Source organism: Roseovarius sp. D22-M7, assembly GCF_037083785.1.
Taxonomy (GTDB): Bacteria; Pseudomonadota; Alphaproteobacteria; order Rhodobacterales; family Rhodobacteraceae; genus Roseovarius.
Genome location: NZ_JBAPKY010000033.1, coordinates 1 through 19,158, shown reverse-complemented (window position 1 = coordinate 19,158; position 19,158 = coordinate 1). Strand labels below are relative to the sequence as shown.

At 67.9% G+C, this 19,158-nt stretch carries 17 protein-coding genes and 1 tRNA gene; 13 read left to right on the top strand and 5 right to left on the bottom strand.

The annotated features are described in order from the left end of the window. Nucleotides 1-6: 6 nt before the first annotated feature. The 6 genes from lptF to rsmA are packed head-to-tail and all read left to right on the top strand — an operon-like array spanning nt 7 to nt 7,477. Complete coding sequence (lptF, locus tag V8324_RS14360; RefSeq protein ID WP_442970545.1) at nt 7-1,140, top strand: LPS export ABC transporter permease LptF; 1,134 nt, start codon at nt 7-9, stop codon at nt 1,138-1,140. After that, complete coding sequence (gene lptG, locus V8324_RS14355) at nt 1,137-2,228, top strand: LPS export ABC transporter permease LptG (protein WP_336420615.1); 1,092 nt, start codon at nt 1,137-1,139, stop codon at nt 2,226-2,228. Before lptF ends, lptG begins: the two co-directional genes overlap by 4 nt. Further along, entirely contained in the window at nt 2,225-4,411 is a 2,187-nt protein-coding gene (locus V8324_RS14350) for an LPS-assembly protein LptD (RefSeq protein ID WP_336420614.1), read from the top strand. Before lptG ends, V8324_RS14350 begins: the two co-directional genes overlap by 4 nt. A gap of 5 nt (nt 4,412-4,416) precedes the next feature. Next, nucleotides 4,417-5,661 (top strand): peptidylprolyl isomerase, encoded by a 1,245-nt coding sequence (locus V8324_RS14345; protein ID WP_336420613.1) that lies wholly within the window; start codon nt 4,417-4,419, stop codon nt 5,659-5,661. Beyond that, complete coding sequence (gene pdxA / locus V8324_RS14340; protein ID WP_336420612.1) at nt 5,658-6,629, top strand: 4-hydroxythreonine-4-phosphate dehydrogenase PdxA; 972 nt, start codon at nt 5,658-5,660, stop codon at nt 6,627-6,629. Before V8324_RS14345 ends, pdxA begins: the two co-directional genes overlap by 4 nt. Continuing rightward, entirely contained in the window at nt 6,626-7,477 is an 852-nt protein-coding gene (rsmA, locus tag V8324_RS14335; protein WP_336420611.1) for a 16S rRNA (adenine(1518)-N(6)/adenine(1519)-N(6))-dimethyltransferase RsmA, read from the top strand. The genes pdxA and rsmA overlap by 4 nt, the downstream gene beginning before the upstream one ends. A gap of 231 nt (nt 7,478-7,708) precedes the next feature. Here rsmA and V8324_RS14330 read toward each other — a convergent pair whose 3' ends face one another. Next, nucleotides 7,709-8,368: a DUF1638 domain-containing protein gene (locus tag V8324_RS14330; RefSeq protein ID WP_336420610.1), complete on the bottom strand. Its 660-nt coding sequence runs from the start codon at nt 8,366-8,368 to the stop codon at nt 7,709-7,711. Between the two features lie 95 nt (nt 8,369-8,463). Between V8324_RS14330 and V8324_RS14325 the strand changes: the two genes are divergently transcribed. Further along, complete coding sequence (locus V8324_RS14325) at nt 8,464-8,955, top strand: hypothetical protein (RefSeq protein WP_336420609.1); 492 nt, start codon at nt 8,464-8,466, stop codon at nt 8,953-8,955. A gap of 20 nt (nt 8,956-8,975) precedes the next feature. Here the strand turns inward: V8324_RS14325 and V8324_RS14320 are convergent, their stop codons facing one another. Both V8324_RS14320 and V8324_RS14315 read right to left on the bottom strand, forming a co-directional pair. Beyond that, a complete protein-coding gene (locus V8324_RS14320; RefSeq protein WP_336420608.1) occupies nt 8,976-9,680 on the bottom strand; it encodes a corrinoid protein in 705 nt (234 codons plus the stop codon). A gap of 169 nt (nt 9,681-9,849) precedes the next feature. After that, complete coding sequence (locus tag V8324_RS14315; protein WP_336420607.1) at nt 9,850-11,238, bottom strand: dipeptidase; 1,389 nt, start codon at nt 11,236-11,238, stop codon at nt 9,850-9,852. 251 nt (nt 11,239-11,489) lie between these two features. Here V8324_RS14315 and hemA point away from each other — a divergent pair, with 251 nt between their 5' ends. The 5 genes from hemA (at nt 11,490) to V8324_RS14290 (ending at nt 17,150) form a co-directional block, all read left to right on the top strand. Continuing rightward, the gene (gene hemA, locus V8324_RS14310) at nt 11,490-12,713 is read left to right on the top strand and encodes a 5-aminolevulinate synthase (RefSeq protein ID WP_336420640.1); all 1,224 of its coding nucleotides are present in this window, start codon (nt 11,490-11,492) and stop codon (nt 12,711-12,713) included. A gap of 113 nt (nt 12,714-12,826) precedes the next feature. Further along, on the top strand, nt 12,827-14,101 hold the full coding sequence (locus V8324_RS14305) for a helix-turn-helix domain-containing protein (RefSeq protein ID WP_336420606.1): 1,275 nt from the start codon (nt 12,827-12,829) through the stop codon (nt 14,099-14,101). A gap of 84 nt (nt 14,102-14,185) precedes the next feature. Then, complete coding sequence (gene ispG, locus V8324_RS14300; RefSeq protein ID WP_336420605.1) at nt 14,186-15,313, top strand: flavodoxin-dependent (E)-4-hydroxy-3-methylbut-2-enyl-diphosphate synthase; 1,128 nt, start codon at nt 14,186-14,188, stop codon at nt 15,311-15,313. 216 nt (nt 15,314-15,529) lie between these two features. After that, nucleotides 15,530-15,880: a hypothetical protein gene (locus V8324_RS14295; RefSeq protein WP_336420604.1), complete on the top strand. Its 351-nt coding sequence runs from the start codon at nt 15,530-15,532 to the stop codon at nt 15,878-15,880. Further along, on the top strand, nt 15,780-17,150 hold the full coding sequence (locus V8324_RS14290; RefSeq protein ID WP_336420603.1) for a DNA-packaging protein: 1,371 nt from the start codon (nt 15,780-15,782) through the stop codon (nt 17,148-17,150). The genes V8324_RS14295 and V8324_RS14290 overlap by 101 nt, the downstream gene beginning before the upstream one ends. A 42-nt stretch (nt 17,151-17,192) precedes the next feature. On the opposite strand, the gene V8324_RS14285 is transcribed toward V8324_RS14290, so the two are convergent. After that, entirely contained in the window at nt 17,193-18,404 is a 1,212-nt protein-coding gene (locus V8324_RS14285; RefSeq protein ID WP_336420602.1) for a bifunctional alpha/beta hydrolase/OsmC family protein, read from the bottom strand. Nucleotides 18,405-18,696: 292 nt separating this feature from the next. On the opposite strand from V8324_RS14285, the gene V8324_RS14280 reads away from it, so the two are divergent. Then, nucleotides 18,697-18,772, top strand: a tRNA-Val gene (locus V8324_RS14280). A gap of 77 nt (nt 18,773-18,849) precedes the next feature. Here the strand turns inward: V8324_RS14280 and V8324_RS14275 are convergent. Beyond that, the coding region (locus tag V8324_RS14275) for a hypothetical protein (RefSeq protein ID WP_336420601.1) at nt 18,850-19,158 on the bottom strand (309 nt) is incomplete at its 5' end.

Here is a 19,158-nt window from a genome sequence, read left to right as displayed (position 1 = left end):
AGATACATGCTGTCGCAATTGCTGGTGCTGTTCGGTTTCTTCGCGCTCGTGCTGGTTTCCATCGTCTGGATCAACAAGGCGGTGAGCATTTTCGACAAGCTGATCGGCGATGGCCAGCCGCCCTGGGTTTTCCTGGAATTCACCGCGCTGACCCTGCCGGCGGTGATCGGCGTGGTGCTGCCGATCGCGGCCTTCGCGGCGGCGGTCTACGTCATCCACCGGCTGTCGTCGGACAGCGAGCTGACGGTGATGCAGGCGATGGGCTATTCGCCGCTGCGGTTGCTGCGCCCGGTGCTGGTCTTCGGGCTGTTGGTGGCGCTGATGATGTCGGTGCTGGCGCATCTGCTGATCCCCAGCAGCATGGGCCAGCTGCGCCTGCGCGAGGACGAGGTGTCGCGCAACATCTCGGCGCAACTGCTGAGCGACGGCACCTTCCTGCATCCCGCGCCGGCGATCACCTTCTACATCCGCGAGATCACGCCCGAGGGTGAATTGCGCGACGTGTTCCTGTCGGACCGGCGCAAGCCCGACCGCGTCACCACCTATACCTCGTCGCGCGCCTACCTGGTGTCCGAGCCGGCGGGCACGCGGCTGGTGATGGTGGCCGGGCTGGCGCAGACCGTCGAGCGGGACGGGAACCGCCTGTTCACCACGCATTTCGACGATTTCTCGCATGATATCAGTAGCCTGATCAGCCGCGGTGCGGCCAGCCTCGACCGCGTCGCCTTTGCCTCCACCCTCGACATGCTGACCGCGCCGGGCGCCGTGGCCGCGCGGACGGGGGCGACTCACGGCGAGGTGATGACCGAGTTGCACGGCCGCGTCACCGCCGCGCTGATGTGCGTGATCGCCGCATTGGTGGGGTTCGCGACGCTGCTGGTCGGCGGGTTCAGCCGGTTCGGTGTCTGGCGCCAGATCGGGCTGGCCTTCGGGTTCCTGCTGGGCATCAAGATCGTCGAGAGCGCGGTGGTCGCGCCGGTGCTGGTCGAGGGCGCGCTGTGGCCGCTTTTGTACCTGCCGCCGCTGATCGGCGCGGTGCTGACGGGCGTGCTGCTGACGCTGGCGGTGCATCCGTGGCTTCTGCGCTGGCGGCCGTGGCGCGGGGCAGGTGACGCCCCCGGGGCGGAGGCGCGGGCATGACGCTGCATCTCTATCTCGCGCGGCGCTTCTTCATGAGCTTTCTTGGCGTGGCGCTGTCGATCGCCGTGCTGCTGATGATGATCCAGCTGGTCGACAAGCTGGGCGATTTCCCCGATCGCCCCTTCGGCGACGTGCTGGGCGTGGTGCTGCTGGAGATGCCGTGGGAGATCTACGACATCCTGCCGCTTTTCGTGATCCTCGCCGCTGTCGGGCTGTTCGTGCGACTGTCGCGCTCGTCCGAGCTTGTGGTGGTCCGCGCTGCCGGACGGTCGGCGCTGCGCGGGCTGCTGGGGCCGGTCTGCGTGGCGCTGCTGATCGGCATCCTCGGCGTGGCGGTGGGCAATCCCTTCGTCGCCGCGACCTCGAAGCGGGTGCATGACCTCAAGCTGCTTTACAGCGGGGCCGAGAGCGCGGCGCTGGCAATCTCGTCGGAGGGGTTGTGGCTGCGCCAGGGCGGGCCCGAGGGCCAGACGGTGATCTTCGCGCAGAGCGCCAGTTCGGACCTGGGCACGCTTTACGATCCGACCTTTCTCGATTTCGCCCCCGACGGCACGCCGCTGCGCCGCATCAAGGCCGGCGCGGCAAGGCTGGACGACGGCGCGTGGGAGATGCGCGACGTCAAGGTCTGGGATCTGGCCGGCGACGCCAATCCCGAGGCCGGGGCCGAGCGGCGGAACACGCTTTCCATTCCGTCCGACCTGACGCGGCAGCGCATCGTCGACGGGTTCGGGCGGCCGCGATACATCCCCGTCTGGGACCTGCCGGATTTCATTGCCGATCTGGAGGAGTCGGGTTTTTCCGCCCGCCGTTACGCGATGTGGTTCCAGGGCGAGCTGGCGCGCCCGGTCTTCTTCGCGGCGCTGGTGCTGATGTCGGCGGCCTTCACCATAAGGCACGCGCGCGCGGCCAACATGGGGCTGATGGTGCTGATCGCGGTGATCGTCGGCTTCGGCCTGCATTACCTGCGCAACTTCGCGCAGATCCTCGGCGAAAGCGGGCAGATCCCGGTTGCGCTGGCCGCCTGGGCGCCGCCGGTCGCCGCGCTGTTCATGGCGCTGGGCCTGATCCTGCACCTGGAGGATGGATGAGGCGCGCGCTGGCCGTCGCGCTGGCCGTGCTGGCGCTGCTGGCGGGGCCGGCGCGCGCGCAGGAGGGGCGCGATCCGGCGATGCTGGTGGCCGACGAGGTGCGGCTGACCGCCGGTGACCGGCTGGTCGCCGAGGGCAATGTCGAGGCGATGTACAGGGGCCGACGGCTGACCGCGCGCCGCATCGTCTACGACCGCGGCACCGACCGGCTGACCATCACCGGCCCGCTGAGCCTGACGGAGCCGGATACCGGCGGCGGCACGGTGCTGGTCGCCGACAGTGCCGAGCTGGACCGCGATCTGCGCAACGGCATCCTGCGCGGCGCGCGGATCGTGATGGCGCAGCAATTGCAGCTGGCCGCGCGGCAGATGCGGCGCACCGATGCGCGCTACAACGAGCTGTACAAGGCCTCCGTCACCTCGTGCCGGATCTGCGAGGACGGGAGCCCGCCGCTGTGGCAGATCCGCGCCGAGCGGCTGATCCACGACCAGGAGGCGCGCCAGCTTTATTTCGAGAACGCGCAGTTGCGGGTGCTGGACGTGCCGGTCTTCTACCTGCCGCGCCTGCGCCTGCGCCTGCCCGACCCGTCGGTCGAGCGCGCGACCGGGTTCCTGACGCCGTCGGTGGTCAATTCCAGCCTGCTGGGCACCGGCGTCGAGGCGCCCTATTTCATCGCGCTGGGCGATCACCGCGACCTGACGCTGGCGCCGTTCTGGGCGACGAATTCGCGGCGGCTGGGCTTTCGCTACCGGCAGGCGTTCCGGCGCGGCGAGATCGAGTTCAACGGCGCCGTGGCCGATGACGATTTCAGCCCCGACTCGAAACGCGGCTATCTGTTCGGCGAGGGGCGCTTCGATCTGCCGCGCGACTTCGTCCTCGGCTTCAATATCGAGCTTGCCAGCGACGACACCTTCCTTCTTGATCACGGCTTTTCGGACAAGGACCGGCTGAGCAGCGGCATCGGGATCGCGCGCGCCCGGCGCGACGAGTTCATCGGCGCCGAGATCCGGCATTACCGGTCGCTGCGCGAGGATGAAAGCAACCTGACGCTGCCCTCGATCGCCGGCGACGCCAGTTACGAGCGGCGGATCTTTCCGCGGCGCTTCGGCGGCGAGCTGCGATTCTCGGCCGATCTGCACAGCCATTTCCGCCGCTCGGACCTGACCACCGACGGGCCCGACCTCGACCGTTTCGCTGACGGGCGCGACGTCACGCGCCTGACCTCGGCGGTGGAATGGCGGCGCGACTGGGTGCTGGGGCCGGGCGTGCTGGCGGCGATCCGCACAGGGCTGAGCCTCGATCATTTCGAGATCCGCCAGATCGGCGATACCGCCGGGTCGCAGGCCACCGAGCTTACGCCGACGGTGGCCGCACAGCTGCGCTGGCCGCTTGTCCGCGCCGGGCGCGAGGGCGTGACCCACGTGATCGAGCCGGTGGCGCAGATCGCCTGGTCGGGCGGCGAGAACCCGGACGTGCCGCTGGATGAAAGCACCGATGTCGAGTTCGACGAGGGCAACCTGTTCAACGTGTCGCGGTTCAGCGCGCCCGACCGGCGCGAGCGCGGCTATGCCGCCGCCTACGGGGTCAGCTACACGCGCGTCGACCCCGAGGGGTGGGAGGGGCGGCTGGCGCTGGGCCAGGTGCTGCGCGAGGAACGCCTGCTGGATTTCGACGGCACGCCCAGCTTCACCGACTCGTCGGGGCTGCGCGACCGCATCTCGGACCTGCTGGTCGCCGGGCAGTACCGCAATGCCAGCGGCGTGACGGTGACCGCGCGCGGCCTCTTCGACGACATGTTCGAGGTGACCAAGGCCGAGGCCCGCGCAAGCTGGCGCAACGCGCGCACCGATATCGGCGCCACCTACATCTGGCTGTCGGACGATCCGCGCGAAAGCCGCTCCGCGACGGTGTCGGAATGGGCGATCGACGGCCGCTACCGCTTTGCCCGGCACTGGACGGCGCGCGGCGAGTGGCGCTATGACATCGCCGAGGACAGCCACATCCGCGCCGGGGCCGGTCTGACCTATACCAACGAATGCGTGGACATCACGGTTTCCGTCTCGCGCCGCTTTACCTCTTCGACTATCCTTGAACCCGAGACCAACATAAGCTTTACCGTGGGGCTGCGGGGTTTCTCGGCCGCGACGCGCGATCAAAGCTTCACACGGACTTGCAGGAACTGACCACCATGACCCCTATGCGTCGCCTTCCGGCCCTTGTCGTCTCTCTTGCGCTGCTGCTCGGGCTGGCGGTCGCGGCGCCCTTTAGCGGGGCCGCGGCGCAGAACCTCTTCACGCCGGTGATCTTCGTCAACGACGAGGCGATCACCCGCTACGAGTTGCAGCAGCGCGCGCGGATGCTGTCGCTGTTCCGCGCGCCCGGCGATCCAGCGACGCTGGCGCGCGAGCAGCTGATCGAGGAACGCATCAAGATGGACGCCGCCGAGGCCGCCGGGGTCAGCCTGCCCGACGAGGCGATCGAGGGCGGCATGGCGGAATTCGCCGGCCGCGCCAACATGGGCGCCGACGAGTTCATCGCCGCACTCACGCAGGCGGGGGTGTCCGAGGAAACGTTCCGCGCCTTCGTGCGCGCCGGGATCACCTGGCGCGAGTTCACCCGCGCGCGGTTCGCGCCGCGTGTGTCCGTCAGCGACGCAGATCTGGAGCGCGCGACGCAGGCGCTGACCGGCGGGTCGTCGGTGCGGGTGCTGCTGTCCGAGATTATCCTGCCGATCCAGAATGCCGAGCAGGCCGCAGCACAGCGCACGCTGGCCAGCCAGATCGCCGAGGCCGACAGCGAGGCCGCCTTCGCCGCTTTCGCGCGCCGCCATTCCGCCGCTCAGACCGCGCAGGGCGGCGGGCGCATGAACTGGAGGCAGGCCTCGGACCTGCCGCAGGGGTTGCGCCAGATCGTGCTGGCGCTGGCGCCGGGCGAGGTGTCGGACCCGCTGCCCATCGACGGTGCGCTGGCGATCTTCTACATGCGCGACATCGAGGAGACCTCGGTCACCCGGCCGGAATATTCCGCCATCGAGTACGCGCGCTACTACATCCCCGGCGGGCGCAGCGACGCCGCGCTGCGGCGCGCCGCGGAGGTGCGCGCGCGCGTCGATACCTGCGACGATCTTTACGGCGTGGCCCAGGGCCAGCCGCCCGAGGTGCTTGACCGCGTGTCGCAGGCCCCCGAGGAGATCCCCGCCGATATCGCCGCCGAGCTGGCAACGCTCGACCCCGGCGAGAGCAGCGCGCGGATCACCCGCAACGAGGGCGAGGTGCTGGTGTTCCTGATGCTGTGCGGCCGGTCGCCGAAGCTCGACGGCGAGCAGCCGACGGTCGAGGATCTGTCGAACTTCATCCGCAACCAGCGTATCCAGTCCTTCGCCGATGGCTACCTCGAGCAGTTGCGCGCCGAGGCGCGGATCGTCGAGCGGTGACGCGTGCGGTCGCGCTGACCTGTGGCGAGCCGGCGGGCATCGGCCCCGAGATCGCCGTCGCGGCGTGGCGCACGCTGGGCCGCGACCTGCCGTTTTTCCTGATCGGCGACCCGGCGCATCTGCCCGGGGGGGCGTCGCACGTGGTCATCGATGACCCGTCCGAGGCCGGGACGGCCTGCGCGCAAGCTCTGCCGGTGCTGCGCCACGATTTCGACGGCCCGCGCATCCCCGGCACGCCCGACCCGCGCCATGCGCAGGGCGTGATCGACGTGATCGCGCGGGGCGTGGACCTCGTGCAGTCGGGGCGGGCGCTGGCGCTGTGCACCGCGCCCATCCACAAGCAGGCGCTGCAGGAGGGGGCGGGCTTCGCGTATCCCGGCCATACCGAGTATCTCGCGCATCTGGCCGGTGTCGACCGCGTGGTGATGATGCTCGCCTCGGACCGCTTGCGCGTGGTGCCGGCGACCATCCATATCCCGTTATGCGACGTGCCGGGTGCGCTGACCGGCGACCTGCTGGAGGCCGTGATCCGCATCACCCATGCCGCGCTGATCCGCGATTTCGCGGTGGCGTCGCCGCGTCTGGCCATTGCGGGCCTGAACCCGCATGCCGGCGAGGGCGGGCGCATGGGAGCCGAGGAGGCCCGCGTGATCGCGCCGGTGCTGGACCGCTTGCGGGCCGAGGGGATGGATCTGCGCGGGCCGCTATCGGCCGACACGATGTTTCATGCCGCGGCGCGCGCGCGCTACGACGCCGCCATCGCGATGTATCACGACCAGGCGCTGATCCCGATCAAGACGCTGGATTTCGACCGCGGCGTGAACGTCACGCTGGGCCTGCCGTTCATCCGCACCTCGCCCGATCACGGCACGGCGTTCGACATCGCAGGGCAGGGTATCGCCAACCCGACCTCGCTGATCGAGGCGTTGCGCATGGCGGATCGCATGGGGCAGGCGCGCCGCGCATGAGCACGCTGGACGCGCTGCCGTCGCTCGCCCGCGTGATCGCCGCGCATGGCCTGACGGCGCGCAAGTCGATGGGCCAGAATTTCCTGCTGGATCTGAACCTGACCTCCAAGATCGCCCGACAGGCCGGGGATCTGAGCGCCTGCGACGTGCTGGAGATCGGGCCCGGCCCCGGCGGGCTGACGCGCGGATTGTTGCGCGAGGGCGCGCGCCGGGTGCTGGCCATCGAGAAGGATGCGCGCTGTCTGGCGCCGCTTTCGGAGGTGGCCGAGGTGGCGGAGGGCCGCTTGCAGGTGATCCATGGCGATGCTCTGGACGTGGATCCGCTGGCGCATCTGACGCCGCCCATCCGGGTGGTGGCGAACCTGCCCTACAATGTGGGCACCGAGTTGCTGGTGCGCTGGCTGACGCCGCGCGACTGGCCGCCCTTCTGGGTGTCGCTGACGCTGATGTTCCAGCGCGAGGTGGCCGAGCGGATCGTGGCGACGCCGGGATCGAAGGCGTACGGGCGGCTGGCGCTGCTGGTGCAATGGCGCGCCGAGCCCCGGATCGTGCTGAACCTGCCGCCCGAGGCCTTCACCCCGCCGCCCAAGGTATCGAGCGCCGTGGTGCATCTGACGGCCCTTGCCGCGCCGCGCTATCCCGCCGATCCGAAGATACTGGAGCGGGTGGTGGCAAAGGCCTTCAACCAGCGGCGCAAGATGCTGCGCGCGGCGCTCAAGGGCGCGGCCCCGGATATCGAGGACAGATTGCGCGCGGCCGGCATCGCGCCGACCGACCGCGCAGAGACGGTCGATCTGGAGCACTTCTGCGCGCTGGCGCGTCTGATGCCGGGCGGGGCGGAGGGCTGAGCGAAGAAAGCCGCGCCAGCGCATGTCCGCGGGCAGGCGATCCCACGGGCGTTCAGCGCGCTTCATCCCTGCAACCCCGCAAAAGCCCTGATCGACTCGCCAGCGTCACCAAATCGCCTGTCCGTCACGCCAGAGGCGTGCCGAGGTAGTCTGGCGCACCTTTGGTGCGACGGGGCGGACATGCGATGGCGCTGCGGCGCGTTGCGCCGCGTATCGCGCCGGGGGCAAATATCACGAGGCCGTCGCCTCGCGCGCCAGCACCGTTGCCAGATCGCCGTAGCCGGTGAAGCGGTACTCGTAGTCCAGCCCCAGCCGGGCGGCGCAGTCGCGGGCCTTGGCCTCGAGTGCCGGATCGCGGGTCTGGGCCTGGTAGACCAGCTTGGTGTAGTTGCCGAAGATCATGTCGCGCAGTTCGGGATGCCGGTCGAGGCCCATGGGCCGCCAGACGAAGGCATCGAATTGCCGCACGAGGAAATCGGTGAGGTAGAAGGCCGTGATCTCGTCGTCATGCGCCGCAAACCGTTCCACCCCCTCGAAGAACGCGTAGCAATGCGGGCCGGCGACCATCTCGACGCCGAGATCGGCGCATCTGGCCTGCAAGCGCCCGCCGGTGCCGCAATCGGCATAGACCACGAAGACGCGGGAATAGTCCGCGCGACGCTCGGTCACCGCCTTTTCCACTTCGGGCGTGATTCGGTCGGGATTGAGGTGCAGCTTGGCCGGCAGGCAGTGCAGGTCCATGTGATCCCAGCCGTTGAGGCGTTTCAGCGCGAGGATCTCGTGGGCGAGCGCGCCGCAGGCGATCAGCAGGATGCGGCCCTCGCCGCGCGCGGCCAGACCGCTTTCGGTCAGCGTGGCGGGGTCAGGCAGGGGAGCCTCGTTTTCGTTCACGGCGTCTGACCTTTTCGTGTCATGATGCTGCATGGCCTTGTGATCCGGTTCGCTCCGGGTAGCCTGTGGGCCGCCGCAGCAGAGGATAGTCGCGCATGACCCTGTCGTCCAAGCTTTCCGCCGCCCGCGCCGGCCTGTTCCGCAGCCTCGGGCTGATGTTCATCGCCGGCTTTGGCGCCACCGTGGCGTTCGATGCGTGGGGGCAGATCGTCAGCCCCGCGCTGGGCTTTGCCAACCTTTCGCCGCACGGGTTGGCGAAAAGCCTGCTGGGGGCGTATGGCCTGCCGAACAGCGATTTCGCCGGGTATTTCGTGCATTTTTACCTGGTCGGGCTGATTGGCTACCCGCTGGGCTGGCTTTTCGTGTTCCGCCCCGTCTGGGGCCGCGTCGTGCGGCGCGGGGGCTGGCTCTTGGGTGCGGCCGCCTACGGGTTCGGGCTGTGGATCCTCGCGATCGGCGGCATCACCGCGCTGGCGGGGCTGCCGTTCTTCCTGAATTTCACCGGCATCACCTGGGTCGCGCTGGTCGGGCATGTGCTTTACGGCGTGGTACTGGTGGCCGTGATGCGGGCGTTCGGCGGGCGCTGAGAGCGCCCGCGCGCGCTGTGTCAGACCGCCGCCAGCGAGTTGTGCTTGCGGTCCATAAACGTCTTGGCGGTTTCCACCGCGACGGCGGCGTCGCGACAATAGGCGTCGGCGCCGATGGCGCGGCCGAATTCCTCGTTGAGCGGGGCGCCGCCTACCAGCACGATGTAGTCGTCGCGCTTGCCCTCGGCGATCATCGTGTCGATCACCACCTTCATGTAGGGCATCGTGGTGGTCAGCAGGGCCGACATGCCGAGGATGTCGGGCTGTTCGGCTTCGAGCGCGGCGAGGTAGTTCTCGACCGGGTTGTTGATGCCGATATCGACGACCTCGAACCCTGCGCCCTCCATCATCATCGACACCAGGTTCTTGCCGATGTCGTGGATGTCGCCCTTGACCGTGCCGATCACCATCTTGCCGACGCGCGGCGCGCCGGTCTCGGCGAGAAGCGGCTTGAGGATGAACATGCCGCCCTTCATCGCGTTGGCCGCCAGCAGCACCTCGGGCACAAAAAGGATGCCGTCGCGGAAATCCTTGCCGACGATGGTCATGCCGCCGACCAGCGCCTCGGTCAGGATGCGGTAGGGCTGCCAGCCGCGTTCCAGCAGGATATTGACGCTTTCCTCGATCTCGTCGCGAAGGCCGTCATAGAGGTCGTCGAACATCTGCTGGACAAGCTCTTCGTCGTCCAGGTCCGCGAGGATGAGGTCGTCTTCTTGGTCCGGCATCTGGGATCACCTTGCCTGAAATACGTCACCGGCGCACATGCGCCGTTCCCGAGATGTCGCGTATCGCGGCGGGCGTCACTTTGCGAATTGCGACGCGCACTCGGCCGCGACCGACCTGTCGGTACGGATTCGTACGCATGTGGCAGAAATGTCGGCGTGGGTGGCGCGCCTAGCGCGACAGCGCGTCGAGGACGCGCGCCCAGCTGCGGATGCCCTTGTGAAAGCTTTCCACGTCGTATTTCTCGTTCGGGGAATGGATCGCGTCGTCGTCCTGCGCGAAGCCGATCAGCATCGCGTCCATCCCGAGGATCTGCTTGAAATAACCCGCGATCGGGATCGAGCCGCCCATGCCGGCGAACACCGCCTCGCGGTTCCATTCCTCGGTCAGCGCCTGCCTTGCGGCCTCGAATTCGGGGCGGTCGGTGTTCATCACCGCCGCCGGCGAGCCGTCGAGATCCTGGTTCCAGGTCACGGTCGCGTCGGGCGACAGCCGGTCCTCGACATGGCGGCGGATCCTTTTGCGCAGGGCGTCGGGATCCATGTCGCCCACCAGCCGGCAGGTCAGCTTGCAATGCGCCTCGGCCGGGATCACGGTCTTGGTGCCGGCGCCCTGGTAGCCGCCCCAGAGGCCGTTGATTTCCAGCGTCGGGCGGGCCCATTGCTGCGCCAGCGTGGAATAGCCCGCCTCGCCATGCGGCTGCGTCATGCCCACCGAGGTCAGATACGCGTCCTCGTCGAAGCCGCAGTTCTCCCATTGCCTGAGCTGCTCGGCGGGGACCTCGTGGACGCCGTCGTAGAAGCCCTCGACCGCGACGCGGCCCTCGTCGTCGTGGAACGAGGCGATGATGCGCGCGATCTCGCGCAGCGGGTTGAGCGCGGGGCCGCCATAGCTGCCCGAATGCAGGTCGATGCGGGGCCCGTGCAGCGTGAACTCGTCCTTCAGCATGCCGCGCAGTTGCGAGGCGATCGACGGCACGCCCGGCGCCACCATCGAGGTGTCGCAGATCAGCGCGATATCGGCGTCGAGTTCCTCGGCATTGTCGCGCATGAACGGGATCAGCGAGGGCGAGCCGGATTCCTCTTCGCCTTCGAAGAAGAAGGTGATGCGGCAGGGCAGGTGGCCGTGGACCTCGACATAAGCGCGACAGGCCTCGACGAAGGTCATCAGCTGCCCCTTGTCGTCCGAAGCGCCGCGCGCGCGGATCACCCGGCCGGTGTCGGTGTCCTGGATCTCTGGCGCGAAGGGATCGGTGTCCCAAAGATCCAGCGGATCGACGGGCTGCACGTCGTAATGGCCGTAGAAGAGCAGGTGCGGGGCGTCGGCGCCGCCCGGCCCCTCGACATGGCCCACGACCATCGGATGGCCGGGCGTGGCGCGTTTTTCCGCCGTCACGCCAAGGCTGCGCAGATCCGCGACGAGCCAATCCGCCGCAGCCTCGCACTGTTGCTTGTAGGCCGGATCGGTCGAGATCGAGGGGATCCGCAGCAGCTCCGTCAGGCGGTCGAGGGCTGCGGGCAGCGACGCGTCGATTCGGGCGAGTACGGGGTCAAGGGACATGGCAAGCCTTCGCGGTTGGCGATACGGTTCGCGCGTGAGGGTATCAGGACGGCGGGCACTGTCCAGCGCCTTGATGCCGCGCGGTATTGACCGAGGTCAAGGTGGCGCGGGGTGGCAATTTGTACCTGTTGTCTGGACAGCATGCGCCATATATGCATGCTGAAAACGGAATAAGTGGCGTGATGCGCCGGAACGGCCCTCGAATGCGGGTAAAAACCGTCACCGAGGGGGAACTGAAGAAGGACCTGCCAGTGGATTACGCGGCCAAGCTGGATCAAGCGATCGACCGTCTGCACGAGGAAGGGCGCTACCGCACCTTCATCGATATCGAGCGGCGTCAGGGACATTTCCCGCATGCCGTCTGGCGCAAGCCCGACGGGAACGAGGCGCCGATCACGGTCTGGTGCGGCAACGACTACCTCGGGATGGGGCAGCACCCGGTGGTGCTGGAGGCGATGCACGAGGCGATCGATGCGGCCGGTGCGGGATCGGGCGGCACGCGCAACATCTCGGGCACCACCGTCTACCACAAGCGGCTGGAGGCCGAGCTGGCGGATCTGCATGGCAAGGAGGCGGCGCTGCTGTTCACCTCGGCCTATATCGCCAATGACGCGACGCTCAGCACGCTGCCGCGGCTGTTTCCCGGGCTGATCATCTATTCGGACGCACTGAACCATTCCAGCATGATCGAGGGCGTGCGCCGCAATGGCGGGGCCAAGCGGATCTTTCGGCACAACGACGTGGCGCATCTGCGCGAGCTGATGGAAGCCGACGATCCGGACGTGCCCAAGCTGATCGCGTTCGAGAGCGTCTATTCGATGGATGGCGATTTCGGGCCGATCGAGGCGATCTGCGATCTCGCCGACGAGTTCGGCGCGCTGACCTATATCGACGAGGTGCACGCGGTCGGCATGTACGGGCCGCGCGGCGCCGGTGTGGCCGAGCGTGACCGCCTGATGCACCGGCTGGACATCATCAACGGCACGCTGGCCAAGGCGTATGGCGTGATGGGCGGCTACATCGCGGCGTCGACGCGGATGTGCGACGCGATCCGCTCCTATGCGCCGGGCTTCATCTTCACCACCTCGCTGCCGCCGGCGGTCGCGGCGGGGGCGGCGGCATCGGTCGCGCATCTCAAGCACGACCACGCCCTGCGCGAGCAGCACCAGACGCAGGCGAAGATCCTCAAGACCCGGCTGAAGGGCATGGGCCTGCCGCTGATCGATCATGGCAGCCATATCGTGCCGGTGATCGTCGGCGACCCGGTGCATACCAAGGTGATCAGCGACATGCTGCTGGAAGGCTACGGGATCTACGTGCAGCCGATCAACTATCCGACCGTGCCGCGCGGCACCGAGCGGCTGCGCTTCACCCCGTCGCCGGTGCACGGGCCGCGCGAGATGGACGGCCTTGTGCGGGCGATGGACGAGTTGTGGTCGCACTGTGCGCTGAACCGTGCCGAGCTGGCCGGTTAACCATTCTGCTCGTGCATTGCCATTTCGGTTGTGTTAATCCTTCCTCAATAACATGGGGTGAGACTTGACCACGGTCGAGCGGAATCACCGGATACGCAAGAGGCACAGAGCGCATGGTTGGGCGGCGATTTTCCCGCGATGTGGAGGGCGACGACCCCGATATTCGCGGCTTTGACGCGTTCGATCTGCGTCTTGGCGATCTCATGCGCGGCGAGCGCGCGACCTTGGGGAAATCACTGCTGGATGTCGAGCGGGAACTGAGGATCCGCGCGAATTACGTCGCCGCGATCGAGAATGCCGATCCGTCTGTCTTCGACACGCCGGGCTTCATCCCCGGCTACGTGCGATCCTATGCGCGGTATCTCGGGATGGATCCCGACACCGCCTTCGCCACGTTCTGCACGGAATCGGGCTTTTCCATCGCGCATGGCATGTCGGCCGAGGCCTCGTCGATCCGCAAGCCCGAGACCGCCAAGCCGCGCAAGGGGTCCGGAAAGGGCGTGGCGCGCGATCCGCTGATTTCGCCCAACACGCCGTTCCTGCCCGCCAACGAAGGATTCATGGCGCGGATAGAGCCGGGCGCGATCGGGTCGGGCCTGGTGCTGGTCGCGCTGATCGCCGCCATCGGCTATGGCGGCTGGAGCGTTCTGAAACAGGTCCAGCAGGTGCAGTTGTCGCCGGTCGAGAACACGCCGCTGGTGCTTGCCGATCTCGATCCGCTGAGCGGCGCTGCCCCGCGCGAGGAGGCCGACCCGGACGAGGGGGACGCGGTCGGCGTGTTCCGGCCGCCGCGCGAGGAACGGATGAGCCGGCTTTACCGGCCCAAGGCGCTGGACGTGCCGGTGATGGTCGCGCGCGACGGCCCGATCTCGACCCTCGACCCGCGCGAGGTGGGCACGCTGTCGCCCGCCAATGCCGTGAGGGAGAGCGACCGCAGCATCGAGATGGCGCTGCGAGAGGCGCACCGCCCGGATGCGGCCTTCGGCGCGGGCGTCATGTCGAGAACGGCGGCGGAAACCGACGCGCCCGAGACTCCGCAGGTCCTGGCCGACGCACCCGAAACGCTGCAGGTGGTCGCTGTGCGCCCCGCCTGGGTGCGGGTGCGCGACGCCTCGGGCACGGTGGTCTTCGAGGGCATCATGAATGCCGGCGACACCTATGACGTGCCCGCCACCGAGGAACCGCCGAGCATCCGCATCGGCGCGTCGGGGGCGGTCTATTTCGCCGTCGACGGCCAGCATTACGGCCCCGCGGGCGCGCGCGGCGCGGTGACCTCGAACCTTGCGCTCGCCGCCGGGCCGCTGACCGAGCGTTACGCGGTCGCCGATATCGAGGCCGATGGCGATCTCATGCAATATGTCGCCGAGCTGGAGACCCCGCGGAACTGACCGGCCTCGCGGTGATTGCCCCGATGGCATCCGCGTATTACCTTGACGGTGACAATCCACCTCGGACCGGATGGGACAAACGCGATGTCGCTCAATCATATTCGCCCGTGGCGCAACATCGAGCGCCGCAAGAGCCGCCAGATCATGGTCGGCAACGTGCCGGTGGGCGGCGATGCGCCGATCTCGGTGCAGACCATGACCAACACGCTGACCACCGATGTCGCGGGAACCATAGCCCAGATTCAGGCCGCGGCCGAGGCCGGCGCGGATATCGTGCGCGTCTCGGTGCCCGACGAGCCATCCTCGCGGGCCCTGAAACAGATTGTCGCCGAAAGTCCGGTGCCGATCGTCGCCGACATCCATTTCCACTACAAGCGCGGCATCGAGGCCGCCGAGGCGGGCGCCGCCTGTCTGCGCATCAACCCCGGCAATATCGGTGATGAGCGCCGCGTGCGCGAGGTGATCGCGGCGGCGCGCGATCACGGCTGCTCGATGCGGATCGGGGTCAATGCTGGCAGTCTCGAGCGGCACCTGCTGGAAAAATACGCCGAGCCCTGCCCCGCCGCGATGGTGGAATCGGGGCTGGAGCATATCCGCATCCTCGAGGATAACGACTTTTTCGACTTCAAGATCAGCGTGAAGGCCTCGGACGTGTTCATGGCCGCCGCCGCCTATCAGCAACTGGCCGACGCCACCGACGCGCCGCTGCATCTGGGCATCACCGAGGCCGGTGGCCTGACTTCGGGCACGATCAAGAGCGCGATCGGCCTTGGCAACCTTCTGTGGGCCGGCATTGGCGACACCATCCGTGTCAGCCTGAGCGCCGACCCGGTCGAGGAGGTCAAGGTTGGCTTCGAGATCCTGAAAAGCCTCGGCCTGCGGCATCGCGGGGTCAACATCATCTCGTGCCCGTCCTGCGCGCGGCAGGGTTTCGACGTGATCAAGACCGTCGAGATCCTCGAAGAGCGACTGGACCACATCAAGACCCCGATGAGCCTGTCGATCATCGGCTGCGTGGTGAACGGCCCGGGCGAGGCGCTGATGACCGATGTCGGCTTTACCGGCGGCGGCGCGGGCAATGGCATGGTGTACCTTGCCGGCGCGCAAAGCCACCGCATGGACAATGACCGGATGATCGACCACATCGTCGAGCAGGTCGAGAAACGCGCCGCCGAGATCGAGGCCGGAGAGGTCACGCAGGCGGCGGAATAGCCGCCGCCGCGCGCCGGAAGGTTAAGAAAACGTAACCACACCAGTCGCTTGGCGGACGGCGCGATTTGACTCAGCGTACGGTCTCGCGTATAGGTTGTGACATGCTGGACGAGATGGGCACGCGGCCCCGGGGGTGACCCCGGTGGCCGCTTTTTCATGTCGGCACGGCGGAGGGCCCCTCGATAGAAAAGAGAATCGCATGAGGCACGAGCACGCATGGTTCTGATCACCCCGGATGAAAGGCCCACGGGCCTGACGACCTCCATCAACGCGCTGGAACGCCAGCTGGCGGATATGCGCGGCGAGTTGGAGGATCTCTATCTCAAGATCAAGGCCGGGGACCTGGACGAGCTGAAGAACGCAATTAAGGCCACCGCCGAGATCCGGCAATGGCTGAAGATCGCAATAGAAGCGGAGGCGCAACTTGACAAACGCAGACAACAAGAGCGTGGCATTGCCCACGGATATGCCATCGATTTCGACCATGCCCGGTCTGAGATCGGGTGCCGCATGGATCGTCTCAGAAGGGCAAGCTGTGCAGGACGCCTTCCTCGATGCCCTAAGTGACGGGGAATTGCTGGCGCTGCCCTATGTCTTCGATTTCTGGGCGCTGGATCACCAGCTGCCGCCCGACGGCGACTGGCGCACCTGGATCGTGATGGGTGGACGCGGCGCGGGCAAGACGCGCGCCGGGGCCGAATGGGTGCGCGCGCAGATCGAGGGGTCGCGCCCCCTCGACGAGGGGCGCTGCACGCGGCTGGCGCTGGTGGGCGAGACCATCGACCAGGTGCGCGACGTGATGATCTTCGGCGAAAGCGGGATCATGGCGTGTTCGCCGCCCGACCGGCGCCCCGAATGGCAGGCCACGCGCAAGCGGCTGGTCTGGCCCAACGGCGCCACCGCGCAGGCGTTTTCCGCGCATGACCCCGAGGGGCTGCGCGGGCCGCAATTCGACGGCGCCTGGGTGGACGAGCTGGCCAAGTGGAAGAAGGCGCGCGAGACGTGGGACATGCTGCAATTCGGCTTGCGGCTGGGCGACGACCCGCGGGTCTGCGTGACCACCACGCCGCGCAACGTCGGCGTGCTGAAGGACGTGCTGGCCGCCGACAGCACGGTGGTCACCAGCGCGCCGACCGAGGCCAACGCCGCGTTTCTCGCCGAGAGTTTCCTCGACGAGGTGCGCGCGCGCTACGCCGGCACGCGGCTGGGCCGGCAGGAACTGGACGGCGTTCTGGTGGATGCCGCCGAGGACGCGCTCTGGACGCCTGCGATGCTGAACGCGTGCCGGCTGGACGCGGTGCCCGATCTCGACCGTGTGGTGGTGGCCGTCGATCCGCCGGTCACCGGCCATGCCGGGTCGGACCAGTGCGGGATCGTGGTGGTGGGCGCGGTCACGCAAGGGCCTGTACAGGACTGGCGCGCCTATGTTCTGGCCGATGCCAGCGTCAGCGCCGCGAGCCCGGCGTCCTGGGCCAAGGCGGCGATCCGCGCGATGGAGCAGTGGGGCGCCGAGCGGCTGGTCGCCGAGGTCAACCAGGGTGGCGACATGGTGGAACAGGTGATCCGCCAGATCGATCCTCTGGTGCCGTTCAAGGCGGTGCATGCGGGCCGCGCCAAGGGCGCGCGGGCCGAGCCGGTGGCGGCGCTTTACGAGCAGGGGCGCGTGCATCATGCGCGCGGCCTGTCCGAACTGGAGGACCAGATGTGCGCGATGACCGCGCGCGGCTTCGAGGGGCGTGGCAGCCCCGACCGTGTCGATGCCCTTGTCTGGGCGCTGACCGACCTGATCGTCGTGCCCTCGGCCAAGTGGCGGCGCCCGAGCGTGCGAGCGGTGTGAGGCGGTGACGGGATGCGCCGGCGTGGCGCATCCCGAAGCGTATCAGGCGAGATGCGTCTCGACGACCGAGGACCTCTCCAGCGTGCGGTGGACGGGGCATTTGTCGGCGATCTCCAGCAGCCTTTGCCGCTGGTCGTCGTCGAGATCGCCGGTCAGGCGGACGCTGCGGGTGAATTTGTCGGCCTTGGCCTCGGCCCGGCTGGCGGCGTCCTGCGCGTGCACCTTGTCATGGGTGACATCGACGCTGACATGCTCCAGCGGCCAGCCCTTGCGCCGCGCGTACATCCGGATCGTCATCGAGGTGCAGGCGCCCAGACCGGCGGCGAGGAACCCGTAGGGCGACATGCCGCGATCGGTGCCGCCATAGGCCGCGGGCTCGTCGGCCAGCACGTGGTGGCCCGGCCCCGCGTTGACGTCCTGCAGGAAGCCGTCCGCGTCGGCCTCTGACACGCGGACCACGCCTTCGGGGGCGCCCGGCGGCGGGGCAGGGGCCGCGAGGTCGAGATAGCGTGTCGCCCAGGCGGCGATGACCTGCGCCGCGTATTCGGCATCGTCCGGGTCGGTGATCAGGTGGTCGGCCTCGTCGAGGGTGACGAAGCTTTTCGGGTGTTTGGCGGCCTTGAATATTGCGGCCGCGTTGTCGATGCCCACGACCGCGTCGCGCGGGGCGTGCATCACCAGAAGCGCGCGACCCAGATGCTCGATCTTGTCTTCCAGCGCCTCGGCGCGGACATCCTCGACGAAGCCGCGCCCGATCCGGATGGGGCGTCCGCCGAGCGTGACCTCGGCCGCACCGTCTGCCTCGATCCGGTCCATCGCGCCGGCGAAATTGTGCAGGACATGGCCGGGATCGAAGGGGGCTGCGAGGGTCGCCACCGCCCGGACGCTGTCGATGCCGCCCGCCGCCGCCAGCACCGCAGCCCCGCCGAGGCTGTGCCCGATCAGCAGCCCGGGGGCCATGCCGCGCGCCGCGAGCGCCTCTGCGGCCAGCTCCAGGTCGCGGATATTGGTTGTGAACGAGGTGTTCTCGAACTCGCCTTCCGAATGACCGAGCCCGGTGAAATCGAAGCGCAGCACGGCGAATCCCGCGCCCGCCAGCCGTGCCGAGATGCGCCTTGCTGCGGGGATATCCTTGGAACAGGTGAAACAATGCGCGAAAAGCGCTGTAGCGAGATGCGGCCCGTCGGGCAGGTCGAGCCGGGCTGTCAGCGTGTCGCCGGAATGGCCGGTGAAGGTCAGGCGTTCGGTCGGCATGGCGGATCCTTGCGATTGGTCGGGACATGCGCAAGGTAGCCAGACCGACGCCGCCCGACCAGACCCGACGCGCCCGCGTCACGCGAAGGTGAGGTCTTGCCGGGACGCCGGGGGATGTCCCGCGCGGCGCGTCGATCTGCGCCGTCGCCGCTATCGTGTACCGGGACATGGCCCAATCGCGCCGGACCCCGATCCACCGGATGCCGGGGATGGACCTCGCGGGGCGTTGGGGGTGACGCGACGGGCACAGGGCCCTTGCGCGGGCCGGTCGGCTTGGCTAGGAGCAGGCCACGGGTGATTAGCTCAGTTGGTAGAGCGCTTCGTTTACACCGAAGATGTCGGGAGTTCGAGTCTCTCATCACCCACCATCCGGTTTCTTCGTGACTTTTCAACACCTTATGCCTTGAGTTAAGAGGTGCTGAGGTATGTGCTACACATACTGTGACTATAATGTGTCCTTGGCCTCAGTGTGTGTGTTCTTCCTCGGCTGGTCCAGTTTCCAGATACGAATGAACAGCCCATAGGCCGCTGCCGTCATCAGCACGTAGAGGATGAAGGTGCCTGTAGCTGCGTAAGCTTCGATTTGAATGTCATTCGTGAGCATGAACCAAAGCCCACCAAGCCCTCTCAGACCCACCAGTAGCGGGATGATCGTCAGTCGGCGTTGTTGCACAACTTTGACTGTTGACGATTCACATCGTGAATCCATGCGGTTACACGGGCTGTATGAGCAAGCCATCCCCCGCCCGCTACC

Bases quoted from the DNA above. Each gene is read 5' to 3' on its own strand.
- ispG (WP_336420605.1), top strand. From the start codon at position 14,186: ATGTCGCTCAATCATATTCGCCCGTGGCGCAACATCGAGCGCCGCAAG.
- V8324_RS14285 (WP_336420602.1), bottom strand. From the start codon at position 18,404: ATGCCGACCGAACGCCTGACCTTCACCGGCCATTCCGGCGACACGCTG.
- V8324_RS14345 (WP_336420613.1), top strand. From the start codon at position 4,417: ATGACCCCTATGCGTCGCCTTCCGGCCCTTGTCGTCTCTCTTGCGCTG.
- V8324_RS14305 (WP_336420606.1), top strand. From the start codon at position 12,827: ATGGTTGGGCGGCGATTTTCCCGCGATGTGGAGGGCGACGACCCCGAT.
- rsmA (WP_336420611.1), top strand. From the start codon at position 6,626: ATGAGCACGCTGGACGCGCTGCCGTCGCTCGCCCGCGTGATCGCCGCG.
- V8324_RS14295 (WP_336420604.1), top strand. From the start codon at position 15,530: ATGGTTCTGATCACCCCGGATGAAAGGCCCACGGGCCTGACGACCTCC.
- V8324_RS14350 (WP_336420614.1), top strand. From the start codon at position 2,225: ATGAGGCGCGCGCTGGCCGTCGCGCTGGCCGTGCTGGCGCTGCTGGCG.
- V8324_RS14315 (WP_336420607.1), bottom strand. From the start codon at position 11,238: ATGTCCCTTGACCCCGTACTCGCCCGAATCGACGCGTCGCTGCCCGCA.
- lptG (WP_336420615.1), top strand. From the start codon at position 1,137: ATGACGCTGCATCTCTATCTCGCGCGGCGCTTCTTCATGAGCTTTCTT.
- V8324_RS14325 (WP_336420609.1), top strand. From the start codon at position 8,464: ATGACCCTGTCGTCCAAGCTTTCCGCCGCCCGCGCCGGCCTGTTCCGC.
- V8324_RS14290 (WP_336420603.1), top strand. From the start codon at position 15,780: ATGCCATCGATTTCGACCATGCCCGGTCTGAGATCGGGTGCCGCATGG.
- V8324_RS14320 (WP_336420608.1), bottom strand. From the start codon at position 9,680: ATGCCGGACCAAGAAGACGACCTCATCCTCGCGGACCTGGACGACGAA.
- lptF (WP_442970545.1), top strand. From the start codon at position 7: ATGCTGTCGCAATTGCTGGTGCTGTTCGGTTTCTTCGCGCTCGTGCTG.